The sequence below is a fragment of the Pseudomonas sp. DrBHI1 genome, assembly GCF_002205115.1.
GTDB lineage: Bacteria > Pseudomonadota > Gammaproteobacteria > Pseudomonadales > Pseudomonadaceae > Aquipseudomonas > Aquipseudomonas mosselii.
In genome coordinates this window covers 5,615-21,476 of sequence record NZ_NIBE01000063.1, presented here as the reverse complement: position 1 = coordinate 21,476, position 15,862 = coordinate 5,615, and the positions used below count along the sequence as shown (strand labels likewise).

Sequence of the window (15,862 nt, the reverse complement as noted above, 5' to 3'; positions counted from 1 at the left end):
GATCGGTTCATCAGGCCGACCTGGTGAAAGTCAGGGCCTGCCTGACGGCAGGCCGTTACCGGCCCGCACACAAAAAATCTGACACTTCCGGCTTGCCCCGCGATGGGTTCAGGATCAGTTGTTCGACGCCCCACGCACGGCGGTACGCGGCTGACGCCTGCTGCGCACGAACTGATAGGTCACCGCCAGAATCACGAACCAGATCGGCGTCACCACCAGCGCCGAGCGCGTATCCGCCTCCAGGCTCAACAGCACCAGAATGCCGGCAAAGAACACCAGGCACACGTAGCACATGAAACGCCCGCCGGGCATCTTGTAGGTGGACTGCTCATGCAGCGCCGCGCGCTGTTTGCGGTAGCTCAGGTACGACAGCAGGATCAGCGTCCACACGAACATGAACAGCACCGCCGACACCGTCGTCACCAGGGTGAAAGCTTCGATCACATTGGGTACCAGGTAGATCAGCACCGCGCCCAGCAGCAGGCAGGTGCAGGAGAAGTACAGGCCGTTGGCCGGCACCGCGCGGCGCGAGAGTTTCTCGAACGCCTTGGGCGCATCGCCCTCCTGGGCCAGGCCGAACAGCATGCGGCTGGTGGAGAACACGCCGCTGTTGGCCGACGAGGCCGCAGAAGTCAGCACCACGAAGTTGATGATGCTCGCCGCCGCCGGCAGGCCGGCCAGCACGAACAGCTCGACGAACGGGCTCTTGCCCGGCACCACGTCGCGCCATGGGGTGACGGCCATGATGGCGATCAGCGCCAGCACGTAGAACACGATGATGCGGACCGGGATCGAGTTGATCGCCCGCGGCAGGGTGCGCTCGGGGTTCTTCGCTTCGGCGGCTGTGGTGCCCACCAGTTCGATACCGACGAAGGCGAACACGGCGATCTGGAAGCCGGCGAAGAAACCGAGCAGGCCGTTGGGGAACATGCCGCCGTCATTCCACAGGTTGGCCAGGGTGGCGGTGTGGCCGCTCGGCGACTGGAAGCCGGTTATAACCATGTACAGGCCGGTGGCGACCAGGCCCATGATGGCGATGATCTTGATCAGGGCGAACCAGAATTCCATTTCGCCGAACATCTTCACCGTCACCAGATTCAGCGACAGCAACAAGGCCACGCAGCTCAGCGCCGGTATCCACTGTGGCAAGTCCGGGAACCAGAATTGTGTGTAGGCGGCGATCGCCACCACGTCGGCGATGCCAGTGACCACCCAGCAGAACCAGTAGGTCCAGCCGGTGAAGTAGCCGGCCCAGGGGCCGAGCAGGTCGGCGGAGAAATCGATGAACGACTTGTAGTTGAGGTTCGACAGCAGCAGCTCGCCCATGGCGCGCATGACGAAGAACAGCATGAAGCCGATGATCATGTAGACGAAGATGATCGACGGGCCGGCCAGGCTGATGGTCTTGCCCGAGCCCATGAACAGGCCGGTGCCGATGGCGCCGCCAATGGCGATGAGCTGGATGTGACGGTTGGTCAGGTTGCGTTGCAGGTGCTGCTCTTCGGAGGGTGTCTGGGAGGTCCGGGTCATAGGCTGCATTCCATTGAGGGTCAGTCTTTTTGTGAGCGAAAGCCGCGTAGGCTATCACGTCGCGTTCCAATCGCGGGTGTGGCAGATCGGCACGATCTTGGCGGTACAGCGCGGTGCTCGACATGACGGGAATCAATGGTTGTTGGTGCCGGCCTCATCGCGGGGCAAGCCCGCTCCCACGCTGATCTCACAGGGCAGGCGTGGGAGCGGGCTTGCCCCGCGATTGCGATATCAGGCCCTGACCATGATCTGGCGTCTCACCACCAGGCTATCCACCCCCCACATCACCACCATCGAAATCCCCACCAGCGGGAAGGCGACGCCCAGCACCACCATCACCCCCACTGCCGTCTTCCAGCGCGGCAGGTCATGACGCAGCGGCGGCACGCCCAATCCACCCGTGGGCTTGCGCTTCCACCACATCACCAGCCCGCTCACCGAGCCCAGCAGGATCATCAGGCACACCAGCAGGATGACGATTTGGTTCAGCGGCCCGAACATCTTGCCTTCGTGCAGCATCACCCCAAGCTCGGTGGCGCGTGCCACCGGGCTGTAGTCCTGCCAGCGCACATCGGCCAGCACCTTCCCGGTGTACTGGTCCACATGCAGGGTGGCGTCGTTGCGCGGATCGTCAGCGAATACCGCAATGGTGAACACCCCGTCAGCACTGCTTGGCAGGGTGATGCTGTAGCCCGGCTCGACCTCGCGCAGATTGGCGATGTTCTCGACCTGCTGCAGGCTCACCTGCGGCGCCGCCGGGGCGTGATCCATCATGTGATGCCCGGCATGCTCGGCATGGGCGCCGGACACTGGCATCGGCGTGTTCTCCATCGCCCACGGCACGGTCTGGCGGTGGGCGCTGTTGAGGTCGCGGGCTTCTTTGTCGGACTTGGGCACGTCGTTCCACATGGCCGCCGGGAAGCGGTTCCACAGGTCGGCATACTGTTTGCCCCACAGCCCGGTCCAGGTCATGCCGCTGAGCAGCATCAACAGCAGCAGGGCCGAGCCCCAGAAACCGGTGACGGCATGCAGGTCGCGCCACAGCAAGCGGCCGCGCGCGCTGAAACGTGGCCACAGCACCCCGGCGCTGCTGCGCCCGCGTGGCCACCACAAATAGAGGCCGGACACGACCAGGACAATGCCCCAGCCGGCCGCCAGTTCCACCAGCCGGTCACCGACCGTGCCGACCATCAGTTCGCCATGCAAGGCGCGTGCGATGGCCTGCAGGTTCTGTTTGCCATCCTGGTCGCCCAGTACCTTGCCGCTGTACGGGTCGACGAAGACATTCAGCTCGCGCCCGCCGTCATGCACCACGAACTGTGCGCTGCGCTCGGCGCTCACCGGCGGCAGATACTGTCCCACCTGGCCTTGTGGATAAGCCTGGCGCACGTTGGCCAGCAGCGTGTCGGCGCCCTGTCGGTGATGGCCGGCCTCGACCACCATCAGCTCGCGGTACATCAACGGATCGAGTTGCGGCTTGAACAGGTAGATGATCCCGGTAAGCGCCAGCAGGATCATGAATGGCGCCACGAACAGCCCGGCATAGAAATGCCAGCGCCACGCAAGGTTGTAGAAGGAAACGTTTGGTTTGCTCATTAGAGCCTCCCGTAGACCTTAAGTGGGCGCGGTCAGGTCCCGCGCCCGTTTGTTGTTGTCAGAAGCTGAAGTCGACCTTGGTCCAGAAGGTCCTGCCTGGCTCGTTCACCGGGTCCGTGGCGCTGGCCGGGTAGCCGAACCCGGCGTTCCCGGCCAGGTTCAGGTGCTCGGCGTAGGCCTTGTCGAACAGGTTGTCGACGCCCGCGCTGAGCTTGAGGTTGTTGTTGACCTTGTAGGCGCCGTTGAGCGAGAACACGCCGAAGCCTGAGCTTGTGTCGTAGTCCTTGCCGACCACGTTGCCCTGGTTTTTGGCAATGCGGTTCTGCTCGGCGACCAGGCGCCACAGGGCACCGACGCTCCAGGTGTCGCGGCTGTAGGTCAGCCCCAGGCGGCTTTCCAGCGGTGGCATCTGTGGCAGGGCCTTGCCGTCGCTGCTGTTCTTGCCCCAGGCGTAGGCCAGGGTGGCGTCGGCCTTCCAGTTCTCGGTCAGTTTGTAGGCCGCGCCCAGTTCGCCGCCCATGATGCGGGCGTCGACGTTCTGCGCCTGGGAGGTGAGCGAGCCCATCATGTTGCGCTGGTAGTCGAACAGGATGTAGTCGCGGACCTGCCCGACATAACCCGAGGCCCAGGCCTCCAGGCGCTCGTCGCGGTACTGGATGCCGAAGTCGAGCTGGGTGGTCTTCTCCGGCTTGATGCCGTCGAAGGCGTTGACCGAGCCGGCCGGGGCGCGCTTGGGCGAGAACAGCTCCCAGTAGTCGGGGAAGCGCTGGGTGTGGCCGAGGCCGATGTAGGTGGTGGCCGGAATCGCCGCCAGGTCGTGCTCGTAGCGCACGAAGCCGCTGGGCAGGGTGTCGGCGCGGGTGTCGCCTTCGGTGGCGCTGCCCTTGCGGAAGTCGCGGGCCGAGGCACGGTCCAGGCGGGCGCCGGTGACCAGGCGATCCTCACCGGTCGCATACCAGGTGAGCTCGCCGAAGGCGCCGTAGTTGTGGAAGTCGGCGTCCTTGGTCCAGGGCTGGCCCTTGTGCGCGTTGACGCCCATGCCGCCGCGCTGGCGGTGTTCGTTGGTCTGCGCGTCGATGCCGCTGATCAGTTGCACGTCGGCCCAGCGCCAGGTGGCCTTGATCCGTGCGCCCATGGTACGGCGGTCGACGTTGCTGACCATGGGCATGCCCATCATGCCGGTGCCCGACGGAGTGCGCAGGGTGTAGTTGTCCATCACGTGGTCAGCGTAGTTGTAGTAGACCTGCGCCTCGACCTTGTCGAGCACCTCGCCCAGGTTGGACTTCTCGAAGCGCAGCCCCAGGCTCTCGCGCTTGAACTGCGAACCGTCCATGCCGCGTCCGGCGGAGCGAGCCTCGCCGTCGCCCTTGCCAGCGGTCAGTTCCAGCAAGGTGTCGGCGTCCGGGGTCCAGCCGAGGCTGACGTCGCCGTTCCACTTGTCCCAGCGCGACGGCACGGTATCGCCGTTGCCGTCCTCGAAGTCGTCCGAGTGCGACTGGTTACCGATGAAGCGCACGTAGCCGAGCTGGTTGCCGGCCGCGGCGTCGAGGACCTTGTCGAAGCGGCCGTTGGAGCCAGCCAGTACGCTGCCGTTGACCCGGCTACCCAACTCGCCGAACTTCTCCGGCTCACGCTCGAAGAGAATGGTGCCAGCCGAGCCGCCCGGCCCCCAGATCACGCTCTGCGGGCCCTTGATCACGGTGAGGCGGTCGTAGGTTTCCGGCGAGATGTACGAGGTTGGCGCGTCCATGCGGCCCGGGCAGGCGCCGAGCATCATGCCGCCGTTGGTGAGGATGTTCAGGCGCGAACCGAACATGCCGCGCAGCACCGGGTCGCCATTGGTGCCGCCAGCGCGGATCACCGAGAACCCGGGGATGGTCTTGAGGTAGTCACCGCCGTCGCTGGCCGGCACGGGCTGGCGCGGGTCCTTGGGGTTGGTGACCACGGTCAGCGGCGAGCTCGGGGCGATGGCGGTGATCACCGTCGGGCTCAGTTCGGCCGTGTCGTGGATGTGGCCTTCGTGGCCGGTTTCGGCGGCAAGGGCCAGTGGCGCGAGCAGCGAGCCGCAGAGCACGGCGATGGTGCCGCGCAGGGAAAGGGCAAAAACAGGGGTGCAGCCGGACATAATGATTCCAGTCGATCAGTCATGAGTCAGCGCGAAGCCTCCTGGCTTCGGGCGTTTAGCGTGTGGTGTTCAGGCGACGATCGATCGGGGCGGTGCGCGGCTGCGGGCGCCGGGGAATACAGCCTGCCGGGCATGGCCCTGGCGCGTGGCGACGGTGAGGTGGGTGGGTGGGGTGACGCTGCCCGCGCTGAGCGGGCTGAGGCTTTGGGGCAGGGCGGGGCAGTTGAACAGCAGGCTGCAGTAGCCACACTTCTCCCACATCACATGCAACTGGCCATCGTTGCCGTGGCCGTGGTGCTCGTCGTGACCGTGCGCCATCGGCATGCTCATGTCCATGGGCATGCCCATGGCGGCGTGGTGCTCCATCGGCATCGACTGGGAAACCAGCGGGCCGATGAAGATCATCCACATGGCGAACAGGCTCAGCCAGCCGCCACCGACGCGCCTGCGATCAGGGCGGGTAGTGCGGACGGAGCTGTAGCGCGGCAGGCTCATGGCGAGCGCCAGTCAGTCGATCAGGTCAGTGCGCGTGCTCGTGCGCGGCCTGCTCGGCCGGTGGCTGCTTCTGCACGGCGACTTCGACGGTGATGTCACCGGCCTTCTCGAAGTGCAGGGTCAGCGGGAAGCGCTTGCCGTCGGTCAGCAGGCTGCGATCCTTGGGCTGCATGATCATCACGTGGTAGGCGCTGGGGGCGAAGGTCAGGTCCTTGCCGGCGGGCACCACCACGCTTTGCACCTGTTGCATCTTCATGGCGCCGGCGGCGCTCATCGCATGCTCGTGCAGCTGGGCGTCGGCGCTGATCGGCGTGTCCGCCGAGAGCAGACGGTCGTCGGTCTTGCCGTTGTTGTGCACGACGAAATAGGCCGCGACGTTGGGCGCGTTCGGCGGCAGCTCCAGCGACCAGGGGTGGGCGATGTGCAGGTCGCCTTTGCTGTACTCGTGGGCGTTGGCATAGGCGCCGGGCAGCAGCAGGGCGGCCAGGACGAGGGCTTGCTTGAGCATGGGGGAGTCTCCGATCTGTTGAGGTTCAGGCAGGCAGCGTAGTGAACTCAGGCCAGAGGAGAGGCTCGGGGATTGAGCGCGGGCCATAGCTGGCGCGGCGTGGGTTGGTAGTCGGCGAGTTGCGGCGAGTGCCCCGCTGGCAGCACGGGCGGGTTGTGCAACTGCGGCGGATAGCTGGGCAGGGCCAGCAAGGGCGCGGCACCCAGGCAGCACCAGCAGTTCATCATGCTGGCGCTGTCGTCGCTTTGCGTACCGAGGTCGATCTTGGCCAGGGCCTGGACATCGACCTTGGCCTTGTTGGCCATGCTGGAACAGAAAGCCCCCCACAGCAGCTGTTCGGCCGGGCCCTTGGGCGCGGCAGAAGACAGCGGCATGGCCAGCAGGTTGAACAGCACTGCGAAGCAGGCTATCCAGGCGATGTGCCGACGTGGGGGCATGGAGAGATCCGGTCAGGAATCGTGATGGCTATTGTACGGCGGAGTATAGGTAAAAAAGCTGGGGTGCGGTGAAGTGCCGCACCAGGGGCTGCTGCGCAGCCCATCGCGACACAAGGCCGCTCCCACAGGAGGATACGTTTCCCTGTGGGAGCAACTGTCTTGCTCACATGCTAAAAGCTGGCGCAATTACTGTGGGAGCGGCCTCGTGTCGCGAAAGGGGCGCAAAGCGCCCCGGCGTTATCAGACCTTGCCACGCCCCAGCAGTCCACGCACGGTTTCCTGCAGGTCAGCCGGCAGCACCACCACTTTCGAATTGTCGCTGCTCGCCAGGTTCTCCATCGCGCCAATGTAACGCTCACCCAGCAGGTACATGGCCGGCACGGTCTCGCTGCCCACCGCTTCCTTGACCAGGGTGATCGCCCGCGCCGATGCCTCGGCCAGGTTGATCTGGGCCTCGGCATCCAGCTTGGCCGCCTGCAGGCGCGCCTCGGCTTCGAGGATGGCAGCCTGCTTGTTGCCTTCGGCGCGGGTCACGTCGGCTTTACGCTCACGCTCGGCAGCCGCCTGGCGTTCCATGGCGGTCTGCATGCTCGGCGAGGGCTTGATGTCCTGGATCTCCACCGAGCGCACGGTCACGCCCCAGTCTTCGGTCTGCTCGGACATCGCCTCGCGCAGGCGCGCCTTGATCTGCTCGCGGCTGGACAGCGCTTCGTCCAGGTCCATGGCGCCGACGATGGCGCGCAGCGAGGTCATGGTCAGGCTGGTGACGGCGAACGAGAAGTTCTGTACGCCGTACGAGGCCTTCTGCGGGTCGACCACCTTGGCAAAGCACAGGGCGTTGGCGACGATCACCGCGTTGTCCTTGGTGATGATCTCCTGCTGCTGCACGTCGAGGATGATGTCTTTGGTCGGCAGGCGGTAGGCGACTACGTCCATGTACGGGATGACGATGTTCAGGCCCGGCTTGAGGGTGCTGTGGTAGCGGCCCAGGCGTTCGACGATCCACTCCTCGCCCTGAGGCACGATGCGCACTCCCTTGAACACGGTGATGAGAACGAATGCGGCGAGGGTGCCGACGACGATGAGGCTGGTCATGGTGCGAACTTCCTTTTAGTGCGGATTCAGGCCCGGGTGACCCGGGCGGTGTTGCCTTCGATGGCGGCCAGGCGCACGCGCTCGCCGGCGGGGATGTCGCTGTCGGCGACGCAGGTCCATTCCTCGTTGCCGAGGATCGGTTTCTGAAAGCGCACCCGGCCTTTCTGGAACTGCGACACGTTGGCGGTCAGCAGGCCGACCTCGCCGATCACGCTGTCGGCGGTCCAGCGCACGTCTGGCTTCTTGCGGCGGAACACCTTGAACCAGAGCACGGTGGTGATCGATGAGAACACCACCCACAGCAGGCCCTGCATATCGAGTTGCAGGCTGGGCGCGAGCAGCGAGACGAGCGACACCAGCACGGCGCCGATGCCGAACCAGAGGATGAAGAAGGTGGGGAGTACCAGTTCCAGCAGGATCAGGGCCACGCCGAAGACGAGCCAGATCCACCATTGCATTTCCATATGGGTGGAGCCTTCCAGAAGGGGAGAGGTGATTTTACGGCAGGATCAAGGCACAGGGCCATCTCGCGACCGTCAGCGTGGATGTGTCACCCAATCTTCCACACGCAGCCCCGGAACACGCTGGAACTCGCGCAGGTTGTTGGTCACCAGCGTGAGGCCGCGCGCGCGGGCGTGGCCGGCAATCATTCTGTCGTAGGGGCCGATGGGCGTGCCGGCCTTGGCCAGTTCCGCACGTAGCTGCGCGGTGTGAGCTGCGCCCTGAATGTCGTAGTCAAGCACATCGAGCCGTGCGGCGAACCCCTCGACAATGGCCAGATTACGCTCCGGCGCGGCGGACTTTTCCGCACCGTAGATCAACTCCATCAGGGTTACCGTGCTGATGGCCAACTGGCCGTGGTGCCGATTGAATGCCTCGCGCACCACTTGTGGCTTGTTCTTGATGGTGAAAATGCAGATGTTGGTATCGAGCATGTACCTGAGCATCAGAATCCTTCGCGCTCCTGGTCGGCTGGCTGTTCCCTGCTCGCCATGAAGTCCGAACTCACATCGTCACCCTCGAACCAGCTGTCCCAGCTTTCGCCGGCAGGCGAGATGATACGTGAACGGCCCACCGCGACGATGTCCACTCGGGTGACGTCTTCTGGAAGGGCGAGGGCTTTTGGCATGCGGATAGCCTGGCTGCGGTTGCTTTTGAAGACTGCACCTTGCTCCATGATGGGCCTCCTTGAAAGCGCAAATGTATGTCCGGAGTTTAATTCCAGGAGTGGATATGTCAATGGGATATACGTAGCATGATCAGGCCTTGAACAGGCCGAGTGCCTCTAGCAGCGACCCTGCATCGTGAAATGCCCGATCCACTTCCGGCAGCACCGGCCGCTCGAGCACCAGTACTGGAATCCCGCGCTCCCGCGCCACTTCCAGTTTCGGCTCGGTGGCCGTGCTGCCGCTGTTCTTGCTCACCAGCACGTCGATCTGCCGACGTTCGAACAGGGCACGTTCATCGTCGATGAGGAATGGCCCGCGCGCACCGATCACTTCGCAGCGGTCATTGCCGGGGCACGCCTCGAGGGCGCGCAGGGTCCAGAACTGGTGTGGCGGGATTTCGTCCAGGTGTTGCAGGGGCTCTCGACCCAGGGTGAACAAGGGGCGTTCGAATGGGGCCAGCGCCGCGATCAGCCCGGCCCAGTCCTCGACTTCGCGCCAGTCATCACCGGGCTGCGCCTGCCATGCCGGACGGCGCAGGGCCCAGCAGGGAATGCCGGCGCAGTGTGCGGCGAGGGCGGCGTTGCGGCTGATCTGCGCGGCATAGGGATGGGTGGCGTCGATCAGCAGGTCGATGCCTTCGGCGCGCATGTACTCGGCCAGGCCTTCGGCGCCGCCATAGCCGCCGACTCGCACCTGGCAGGCCAGGTCCTGGGGAATGCGGCCGATGCCGGCGAGGCTGTAGACATGTTGCGGACCCAACTGGCGGGCGATGGCCAGGGCTTCGGTGACGCCGCCGAGGAGCAGGATGCGCCCGTTCATGCCACACCCGCCTTGCCGACGATGCCACCCTGGCGGTCGATGGCGAACACTTCCACCTGCACCTGGGCCGGCACCACGCTGCGGGCGAAGACCAGGGCGTGGCGGCACACCTCGTCACCCAGGGCGATGCCGGAGGCATGCGCCAGGGCGAGGGCCTGCTGGCTGGTGTTGGCGGCGACGATCGCCTGTTGCAGGGCCTGGTCCGCGCCAATGGCCGCCGCCCAGCCCGCCAGTTGCGGCAGGTCGATGCTCGAATGACGGCTGTGCAGGTCCATGTGCCCGGCGGCCAGCTTGCTGATCTTGCCGAAGCCGCCGCACAGCGTGAGGCGCGGCACGGGTACCTTGCGCAGGTGCTTGAGCACGGCACCGACGAAGTCGCCCATCTCGATCAGGGCGATCTCCGGCAGGTTGTAGACCCGGCGCATGGTGTCTTCGCTGGCGTTGCCGGTGCAGGCGGCGATATGGGTGTAGCCGTTGGTGTGGGCGACGTCGATGCCCTGGTGGATCGAGGCGATGTAGGCCGAGCAGGAGAACGGCCGGACGATGCCGCTGGTGCCCAGGATCGACAGCCCGCCGAGGATGCCCAGGCGTGGGTTCATGGTCTTGAGGGCCAGCTGTTCGCCGCCCTGCACGTTGACCGTCACCTCGAAACCGCCGTGGTAGCCGCAATCGCCCGCCAGTTGCAGCAGATGGTCGCTGATCATCTTGCGTGGCACCGGATTGATGGCCGGTTCACCGACTGCCAGCACCAGCCCCGGGCGAGTCACGGTCCCCACGCCCGCGCCCGCGACGAAGCGAACGCCAGGTTCGGCGCACAAGCGCACCTGGCTGAAGAGCAGGGCGCCGTGGGTGACATCGGGGTCGTCGCCGGCATCCTTCAGGGTGCCGGCCTCGGCCAGGTCGCCCTTGAGGTGGCAGAACTCCAGGCGCATCTGCACCACCTTGCCCTTGGGCAGGGTGATCTCCACCGCGTCGTGCCGTTGCCCGGTCAGCAGCAGGCGCGCCGCCGCCAGGCTGGTGGCGGTGGCGCAACTGCCAGTGGTCAGGCCGCTGCGCAGTGGCGCGGGCTGTTCACGGGTTTCTTCACGCATCGAGAGGCTTCACCACGTCGAGCAGGGAGATCGGCAGGGCCTGGCGCCAGGTGTCGAAACTGCCCAGTGGCTGGGTATGGGCGATATGGATGCGGGTCAGCTCGCCGCCGTGCTGCTCGCGGAACTGCGCCAGGGCGACCTCGCTTTGCAGCGTGACGGCGTTGGCAACCAGGCGTCCGCCCGGCAGCAAGCGCTCCCAGCACAGGTCGAGCACGCCTTCGCGGGTGACGCCGCCGCCGATGAAGATCGCGTCGGGACGTTCCAGCCCGGCCAGCGCTTCGGGGGCCTTGCCGCGGATCAGTTGCAGGCCGGGCACGCCGAGGGTGTCGCGGTTGTGTTCGATGTAGCCCTGGCGGCCTTCGTCGGCCTCGATCGCAAGTGTGCGGCAGCTGGGATGGGCGCGCATCCACTCGATGCCGATGGAACCGCAGCCAGCGCCCACGTCCCACAGCAGTTCGCCGGGTTGCGGGGCGAGGCGGGCCAGGGTGATAGCGCGCACATCGCGCTTGGTCAACTGGCCGTCGTGACGGAAGGCGCCGTCGGGCAGGCCGGCTACTCTAGGCAGACGTGGGGTGTCGGGTGAGGCCTGGCATTCGATGGCGACCAGGTTGAGCGTGGCGATGTCGCCGTGCGGCCAGTCGTCGGCGGTGCCGCACAGCCTGCGCTCCTGTGGGCCGCCGAGGTGTTCGAACACCTGGAGACGGCTGGGGCCGAAGCCATGGTCGCGCAGTTGCGCGGCGATGGATGCCGGGCTGCTTTCGTCGTTGCTCAGCACCAGCAGGCGCATGCCACTGTGCAGATGGGCATTGAGCGCGGTCAGCGGGCGGGCGACCACCGAGACCACCTGTACCTCCTGCAACGGCCAGCCCAGGCGGGCGGCGGCCAGGGCACAGGAGGAGGGCATCGACAGCACCTGCAGTTCGTCGGCGGGCAGCTGGCGCGCCAGGCTGGCGCCGACACCGTAGAACATCGGGTCGCCGCTGGCCAGTACGCATACCGGCTCGCCGCGCAGGGCCAGGACCGGGGCCAGGGAGAAGGGGGTGGGCCAGTGCAATTGCTCGGCGGTCACGCAGCGGGGCAGCAGCGCCAACTGGCGTGGGGCACCGATGATTCGCGTGGCTGACAGCAGAGCGCGCCGGGCCTGTTTGCCCAGGCCGCTGAAGCCGTCTTCGCCGATGCCTATTACTGTCAGCCAGGGGGCCATCTGTTCCTCGTACCAATCATTGATCACGGGGCAAGCCCGCTCCCACGAGGGGGCGTGGGAGCGGGCTTGCCCCGCGATTCGTCTAAGCGTTCGACCACCGGTTTTTCATGCCGCCGGACAAAGCAGGCATAATACCGCGCCTTCTACACTGAAGCGCACTTTCACGATTGCCGGATACCCCCTTGACGCAGCCCCCGTCCTCCGAAGTTTCGCCCCGTCCCTCGGCCTGCCCGGGGTTGTGGCGCATCGTTGCTGCGCGCGACGGTGGCATTTGCCGGATCAAGCTACCGGGCGGCCTGCTGCTGGCCGACCAGGCCGATGCCGTGGCCGACGCCGCCGAGCGCTTCGCCGGCGGGGTGATCGAGGCGACCAACCGAGCCAACTTGCAGATCCGTGGCATTGGCCAGGATCACGGTGGGCTGGTCGAGCATCTGCTGGCCGCCGGGCTCGGCCCGCGTGACGCGGCGGGCGATGATGTACGCAACCTCATGCTCAGCCCACTGGCCGGCCTCGATCCGGCCATGCTGTTCGACACCCGACCATTGGCCGGGCAGATCCTCGAGCTGCTGGAAAGCACACCCCGGTTTCACAAGCTGTCGGCCAAGTTCGCCGTGCAGCTCGATGGTGGCGAAGCGCTTGCGATGCTCGAACACGCCCATGATCTGTGGCTGTCGGCGATGCAGCGTGAAGGACGCATCTGGTTGCGGTTCGGCCTCGCAAGCAGCCTGTCGAATGGCCTGGCGCTGGGCGCGGTACCGGTGGAGCAGGGACTGGCGTTGGTGCGGGCAGTGCTGGAGCGCTTCCTTGACCTGGCGACACCTGAGCAGTCTCGCATGCGTCAATTGCTGCAGGTGTGCCCGGTGGAGCACTTCCTTGAAGGGCTGCCCCTCCAGATCGACACCACATTGATGGCCTGGCAGCGCTCGGCGACGACCAGCCCCTGGCTGGGCGTGCTGCTCCAGCGCCAGGGCGTGGCCTTGGGCGCCGCGCCGCCTCTCGGTCGTCTGATGCCCGCTATGTTGCGCAGTGCCGCGCGCATCGCCCGGCAATTGGGCGATGGCAGCTTACGCCTGACGCCTTGGCAGAGCCTGGTGCTGACCTCCCTCGAACCGACCGAGCTGGAAAACGCACGCGCGCAACTGACGGCATCCGGCATGATCTGCGACAACGAACATCCCCTGGCGCGGGTCGTCGCCTGCACCGGCTCCAGCGGTTGCGCCAAGGCCCAGGCCGACACCAAGGCCGATGCCATTGCCCTGGCCGCACTGCTGCACCACGGCGCCCCGGGAAGCGTGCACCTGTCCGCCTGTCCACGTTCCTGCGCCATGGCCCATGTGGCCCCGGCCACCCTGCTGGCCCGCGCCCCGGGCCGCTATGACCTTTACTTGCGCGACGCGCGCTTGCCGGGTTTCGGCAGGCTGCGCGGCGCCGACCTCACCCCAGAAGAAGCAGGCGCCATGCTCGACCTGCCGACGGAGCACCTTGATGATTGACTACATCCGCGATGGTCAGGAGATCTATCGCAATTCCTTCCGGATCATCCGCGAGGAAGCCCGGCTCGAGCGGATCCCCGCCGATCTCGAAAAGCTCGCCGTGCGCGTGATCCATGCCTGCGGCATGGTCGAGGCCATCGATGGCCTGCAGTTTTCCGAAGGTGCCGGTACCGCCGGCCGCGAGGCCCTGGCCAAGGGCGCGCCGATCCTCTGTGACGCGCACATGGTCGCCGAAGGCATCACCCGCGCCCGGCTGCCAGCGAACAACCCGGTGATCTGCACCCTGCGCGACCCGAGCGTGCCGGACCTGGCCAAGGCCGAAGGCAACACCCGCTCGGCGGTGGCCCTGGAACTGTGGCGCCCGCACCTGGAAGGCAGCGTGGTGGTGATCGGCAATGCACCGACCGCATTATTCTACCTGCTGGAAATGCTCGATGCCGGCGCGCCGAAACCGGCGCTGATCCTCGGCTTCCCGGTCGGCTTTGTCGGCGCCGCCGAATCCAAGGCGATGCTCGCCGCCGACAGCCGTGGCGTGCCGTTCGTGATCATGCAGGGCCGCCTGGGCGGCAGCGCGATGGCTGCCGCCGCGGTCAACGCCCTGGCCACGGAGGTGGAATGATGCACGCACGCGGACGACTGCTGGGCCTGGGCGTGGGCCCGGGCGATCCCGAACTGATCACGGTCAAGGCTCTGCGCCTGCTGCGCGAGGCCCCCGTGGTGGCGTACTTCGTGGCCAAGGGCAAGCGCGGCAATGCCTTCGGTATCATCGAGGCGCACCTGCAAGCTGAACAGATCCTGCTTCCCCTGGTATACCCGGTGACCACCGAGGCGCTGCCCGCGCCGCTCTCCTACGAGCAGGTGATCAGCGACTTCTACGACGAAGCCAGTCTGCAGGTTGCCGCGCACCTGGATGCCGGCCGCGATGTGGCGGTGATCTGCGAAGGGGACCCGTTCTTCTACGGCTCCTACATGTACCTGCACGATCGCCTGGCATCGCGCTACGAGGCCCAGGTGATTCCGGGCGTCTGCTCGATGCTCGGTGGCGCCTCGGTACTCGGTGCGCCGCTGGTGTATCGCAACCAGACCCTCACCGTGCTCTCCGGTGTGCTGCCCCATGAAGAGCTCAAACAGCGCCTGGCCGCTGCCGACGCGGCAGTGATCATGAAGCTGGGGCGCAACTTCCCCAAAGTGCGCCAGGTGCTCGGCGAGCTGGGCCTGGATAGCCGTGCGCTGTACGTGGAGCGGGCGACCATGGCCAACCAGAAGATCGTCGCGCTGGATGAAGTCGACCCGCAGTCCTCGCCGTATTTCTCGCTGATCATCGTGCCGGGTGAGAAATGGCAGGGATGATCAAGGCACCGGCAATCGTCATTCTCGGCCCGGGCAGTTTGGCTACCGCTCAGCGAATCCAGCAGCGTTATCCACAGGCCGTGATCCATGGCCTGCAAGGGCGTGTGGAGGGTGCCGACCAATACTACGCAGTCTTCGGCGACACCCTGCGCGATCTGTATCAGCAAGACACGCCGATCATCGCCTTGTGCGCGGCGGGTATTGTCATTCGCACCCTGGCGCCGCTGTTGAGCGAAAAAGGCGTCGAGCCGCCGGTGCTGGCCGTGGCCGAGGACGGCAGCGCCGTGGTGCCGCTGCTCGGTGGCCTGGGCGGGGTCAATGTCATGGCCCGCGAAATCGGCGAGGCGCTGGGTGTCAGCGCGGCGATCACCACCAGTGGCGAGCTGCGCTTCGGCACTTGCCTGCTCAACCCGCCCGAGGGCTACGCACTGGCGGATCTGGAGCAGGGCAAGCGTTTCGTCTCCGACCTGCTGGCGGGCGAAACCGTGCGTGTCGAAGGCGACGCGCCGTGGCTCGAGCACGCGCAGTTGCCTGCAGGTGACGATGCGCGGCGCACCGTCCATGTGGGGAGCGCACTGCGTCCGGCCAGCCGTGATGAACTGCTGATCCATGCGCGTTGCGTGGTGGTGGCGGTCACAGGCGGCAGCGCTGACCTGGCGCAACAGGTGCGGGAGGAACTGCTGCGAGCGAATATCGCCGAGCCCGCGTTGGCCTGCCTGCTGGCGAGCGAAGCCGAGATGGCGGAGCCGACCCTGCACGAGGCTGCCCGGGCGCTGAACGTCGCCCTGCGCTTCGCCCCGGCCGCCGAGAGCCTGGAGCGGATGCTGGCTGATGCATTGCCGCAAGCGCGTGTGGGTTCGTCCATGGGGCTCGCCCACGCCGTTGCCGCGGCACCGGTCGACATCGACCGCGTTGGCCGTCGCCGGGGGCGCCTGGCCGTGATCGGCCTG

Annotated in this window: 16 protein-coding genes and 1 pseudogene; 4 read left to right on the top strand and 13 right to left on the bottom strand. The window is 66.3% G+C overall.

What is annotated here, in order from left to right; translation table 11 throughout:
- Positions 1-114 precede the first annotated feature (114 nt).
- The 13 genes from cycA to CC207_RS14765 form a co-directional block, all read right to left on the bottom strand.
- Entirely contained in the window at positions 115-1,530 is a 1,416-nt protein-coding gene (cycA, locus tag CC207_RS14825; RefSeq protein ID WP_028691296.1) for a D-serine/D-alanine/glycine transporter, read from the bottom strand.
- Positions 1,531-1,761: 231 nt separating this feature from the next.
- On the bottom strand, positions 1,762-3,126 hold the full coding sequence (locus CC207_RS14820; RefSeq protein WP_088852335.1) for a PepSY domain-containing protein: 1,365 nt from the start codon (positions 3,124-3,126) through the stop codon (positions 1,762-1,764).
- Between the two features lie 58 nt (positions 3,127-3,184).
- Positions 3,185-5,251: a TonB-dependent copper receptor gene (locus CC207_RS14815; protein WP_028691294.1), complete on the bottom strand. Its 2,067-nt coding sequence runs from the start codon at positions 5,249-5,251 to the stop codon at positions 3,185-3,187.
- 69 nt (positions 5,252-5,320) lie between these two features.
- Positions 5,321-5,746, bottom strand: a complete 426-nt coding sequence (locus CC207_RS14810) for a DUF2946 domain-containing protein (protein ID WP_088852334.1) — start codon at positions 5,744-5,746, stop codon at positions 5,321-5,323.
- A 25-nt stretch (positions 5,747-5,771) separates the two neighbouring features.
- Positions 5,772-6,254, bottom strand: a complete 483-nt coding sequence (locus CC207_RS14805) for a copper chaperone PCu(A)C (protein WP_028691292.1) — start codon at positions 6,252-6,254, stop codon at positions 5,772-5,774.
- A gap of 47 nt (positions 6,255-6,301) precedes the next feature.
- On the bottom strand, positions 6,302-6,691 hold the full coding sequence (locus tag CC207_RS14800) for a DUF2946 domain-containing protein (protein WP_088852333.1): 390 nt from the start codon (positions 6,689-6,691) through the stop codon (positions 6,302-6,304).
- Between the two features lie 240 nt (positions 6,692-6,931).
- Positions 6,932-7,786 carry an SPFH domain-containing protein gene (locus CC207_RS14795; RefSeq protein WP_088852332.1) on the bottom strand — a complete coding sequence of 285 codons (855 nt, stop codon included), beginning with the start codon at positions 7,784-7,786 and terminating at the stop codon, positions 6,932-6,934.
- A gap of 26 nt (positions 7,787-7,812) precedes the next feature.
- Positions 7,813-8,250, bottom strand: coding sequence for an NfeD family protein (locus CC207_RS14790; protein ID WP_088852331.1), 438 nt, complete (start codon positions 8,248-8,250; stop codon positions 7,813-7,815).
- Positions 8,251-8,322: 72 nt separating this feature from the next.
- Entirely contained in the window at positions 8,323-8,733 is a 411-nt protein-coding gene (vapC, locus tag CC207_RS14785; protein ID WP_028691288.1) for a tRNA(fMet)-specific endonuclease VapC, read from the bottom strand.
- Positions 8,733-8,963, bottom strand: coding sequence for a type II toxin-antitoxin system VapB family antitoxin (gene vapB / locus CC207_RS14780; RefSeq protein ID WP_036986184.1), 231 nt, complete (start codon positions 8,961-8,963; stop codon positions 8,733-8,735). Before vapB ends, vapC begins: the two co-directional genes overlap by 1 nt.
- Before the next feature lie 82 nt (positions 8,964-9,045).
- The gene (locus tag CC207_RS14775; protein ID WP_028691287.1) at positions 9,046-9,774 is read right to left on the bottom strand and encodes a cobalt-precorrin-6A reductase; all 729 of its coding nucleotides are present in this window, start codon (positions 9,772-9,774) and stop codon (positions 9,046-9,048) included.
- Positions 9,771-10,865: a cobalt-precorrin-5B (C(1))-methyltransferase gene (locus CC207_RS14770; protein WP_028691286.1), complete on the bottom strand. Its 1,095-nt coding sequence runs from the start codon at positions 10,863-10,865 to the stop codon at positions 9,771-9,773. The genes CC207_RS14775 and CC207_RS14770 overlap by 4 nt, the downstream gene beginning before the upstream one ends.
- Positions 10,858-12,069 carry a bifunctional cobalt-precorrin-7 (C(5))-methyltransferase/cobalt-precorrin-6B (C(15))-methyltransferase gene (locus CC207_RS14765; RefSeq protein ID WP_028691285.1) on the bottom strand — a complete coding sequence of 404 codons (1,212 nt, stop codon included), beginning with the start codon at positions 12,067-12,069 and terminating at the stop codon, positions 10,858-10,860. Before CC207_RS14765 ends, CC207_RS14770 begins: the two co-directional genes overlap by 8 nt.
- Positions 12,070-12,236: 167 nt before the next feature.
- Here CC207_RS14765 and cobG point away from each other — a divergent pair, with 167 nt between their 5' ends.
- The 4 genes and pseudogenes from cobG to CC207_RS27645 form a co-directional block, all read left to right on the top strand.
- Positions 12,237-13,562 (top strand): precorrin-3B synthase, encoded by a 1,326-nt coding sequence (cobG, locus tag CC207_RS14760; RefSeq protein WP_028691284.1) that lies wholly within the window; start codon positions 12,237-12,239, stop codon positions 13,560-13,562.
- Positions 13,555-14,181, top strand: coding sequence for a precorrin-8X methylmutase (locus CC207_RS14755; protein ID WP_011535884.1), 627 nt, complete (start codon positions 13,555-13,557; stop codon positions 14,179-14,181). Before cobG ends, CC207_RS14755 begins: the two co-directional genes overlap by 8 nt.
- Positions 14,178-14,912: a precorrin-2 C(20)-methyltransferase gene (locus CC207_RS14750; RefSeq protein WP_175406169.1), complete on the top strand. Its 735-nt coding sequence runs from the start codon at positions 14,178-14,180 to the stop codon at positions 14,910-14,912. The genes CC207_RS14755 and CC207_RS14750 overlap by 4 nt, the downstream gene beginning before the upstream one ends.
- Positions 14,900-15,862, top strand: a pseudogene (locus CC207_RS27645) (precorrin-3B C(17)-methyltransferase); the annotation flags it as partial. The gene CC207_RS14750 and the pseudogene CC207_RS27645, both read left to right, overlap by 13 nt.

Coding starts and splice junctions, on each gene's coding strand:
- CC207_RS14775 (WP_028691287.1), bottom strand. CDS start 9,774: ATGAACGGGCGCATCCTGCTCCTCGGCGGCGTCACCGAAGCCCTGGCC.
- CC207_RS14750 (WP_175406169.1), top strand. CDS start 14,178: ATGATGCACGCACGCGGACGACTGCTGGGCCTGGGCGTGGGCCCGGGC.
- CC207_RS14755 (WP_011535884.1), top strand. CDS start 13,555: ATGATTGACTACATCCGCGATGGTCAGGAGATCTATCGCAATTCCTTC.
- CC207_RS14770 (WP_028691286.1), bottom strand. CDS start 10,865: ATGCGTGAAGAAACCCGTGAACAGCCCGCGCCACTGCGCAGCGGCCTG.
- CC207_RS14795 (WP_088852332.1), bottom strand. CDS start 7,786: ATGACCAGCCTCATCGTCGTCGGCACCCTCGCCGCATTCGTTCTCATC.
- CC207_RS14765 (WP_028691285.1), bottom strand. CDS start 12,069: ATGGCCCCCTGGCTGACAGTAATAGGCATCGGCGAAGACGGCTTCAGC.
- CC207_RS14800 (WP_088852333.1), bottom strand. CDS start 6,691: ATGCCCCCACGTCGGCACATCGCCTGGATAGCCTGCTTCGCAGTGCTG.
- CC207_RS14810 (WP_088852334.1), bottom strand. CDS start 5,746: ATGAGCCTGCCGCGCTACAGCTCCGTCCGCACTACCCGCCCTGATCGC.
- vapB (WP_036986184.1), bottom strand. CDS start 8,963: ATGGAGCAAGGTGCAGTCTTCAAAAGCAACCGCAGCCAGGCTATCCGC.
- CC207_RS14815 (WP_028691294.1), bottom strand. CDS start 5,251: ATGTCCGGCTGCACCCCTGTTTTTGCCCTTTCCCTGCGCGGCACCATC.
- CC207_RS14805 (WP_028691292.1), bottom strand. CDS start 6,254: ATGCTCAAGCAAGCCCTCGTCCTGGCCGCCCTGCTGCTGCCCGGCGCC.
- CC207_RS14820 (WP_088852335.1), bottom strand. CDS start 3,126: ATGAGCAAACCAAACGTTTCCTTCTACAACCTTGCGTGGCGCTGGCAT.
- cycA (WP_028691296.1), bottom strand. CDS start 1,530: ATGACCCGGACCTCCCAGACACCCTCCGAAGAGCAGCACCTGCAACGC.
- vapC (WP_028691288.1), bottom strand. CDS start 8,733: ATGCTCAGGTACATGCTCGATACCAACATCTGCATTTTCACCATCAAG.
- CC207_RS14790 (WP_088852331.1), bottom strand. CDS start 8,250: ATGGAAATGCAATGGTGGATCTGGCTCGTCTTCGGCGTGGCCCTGATC.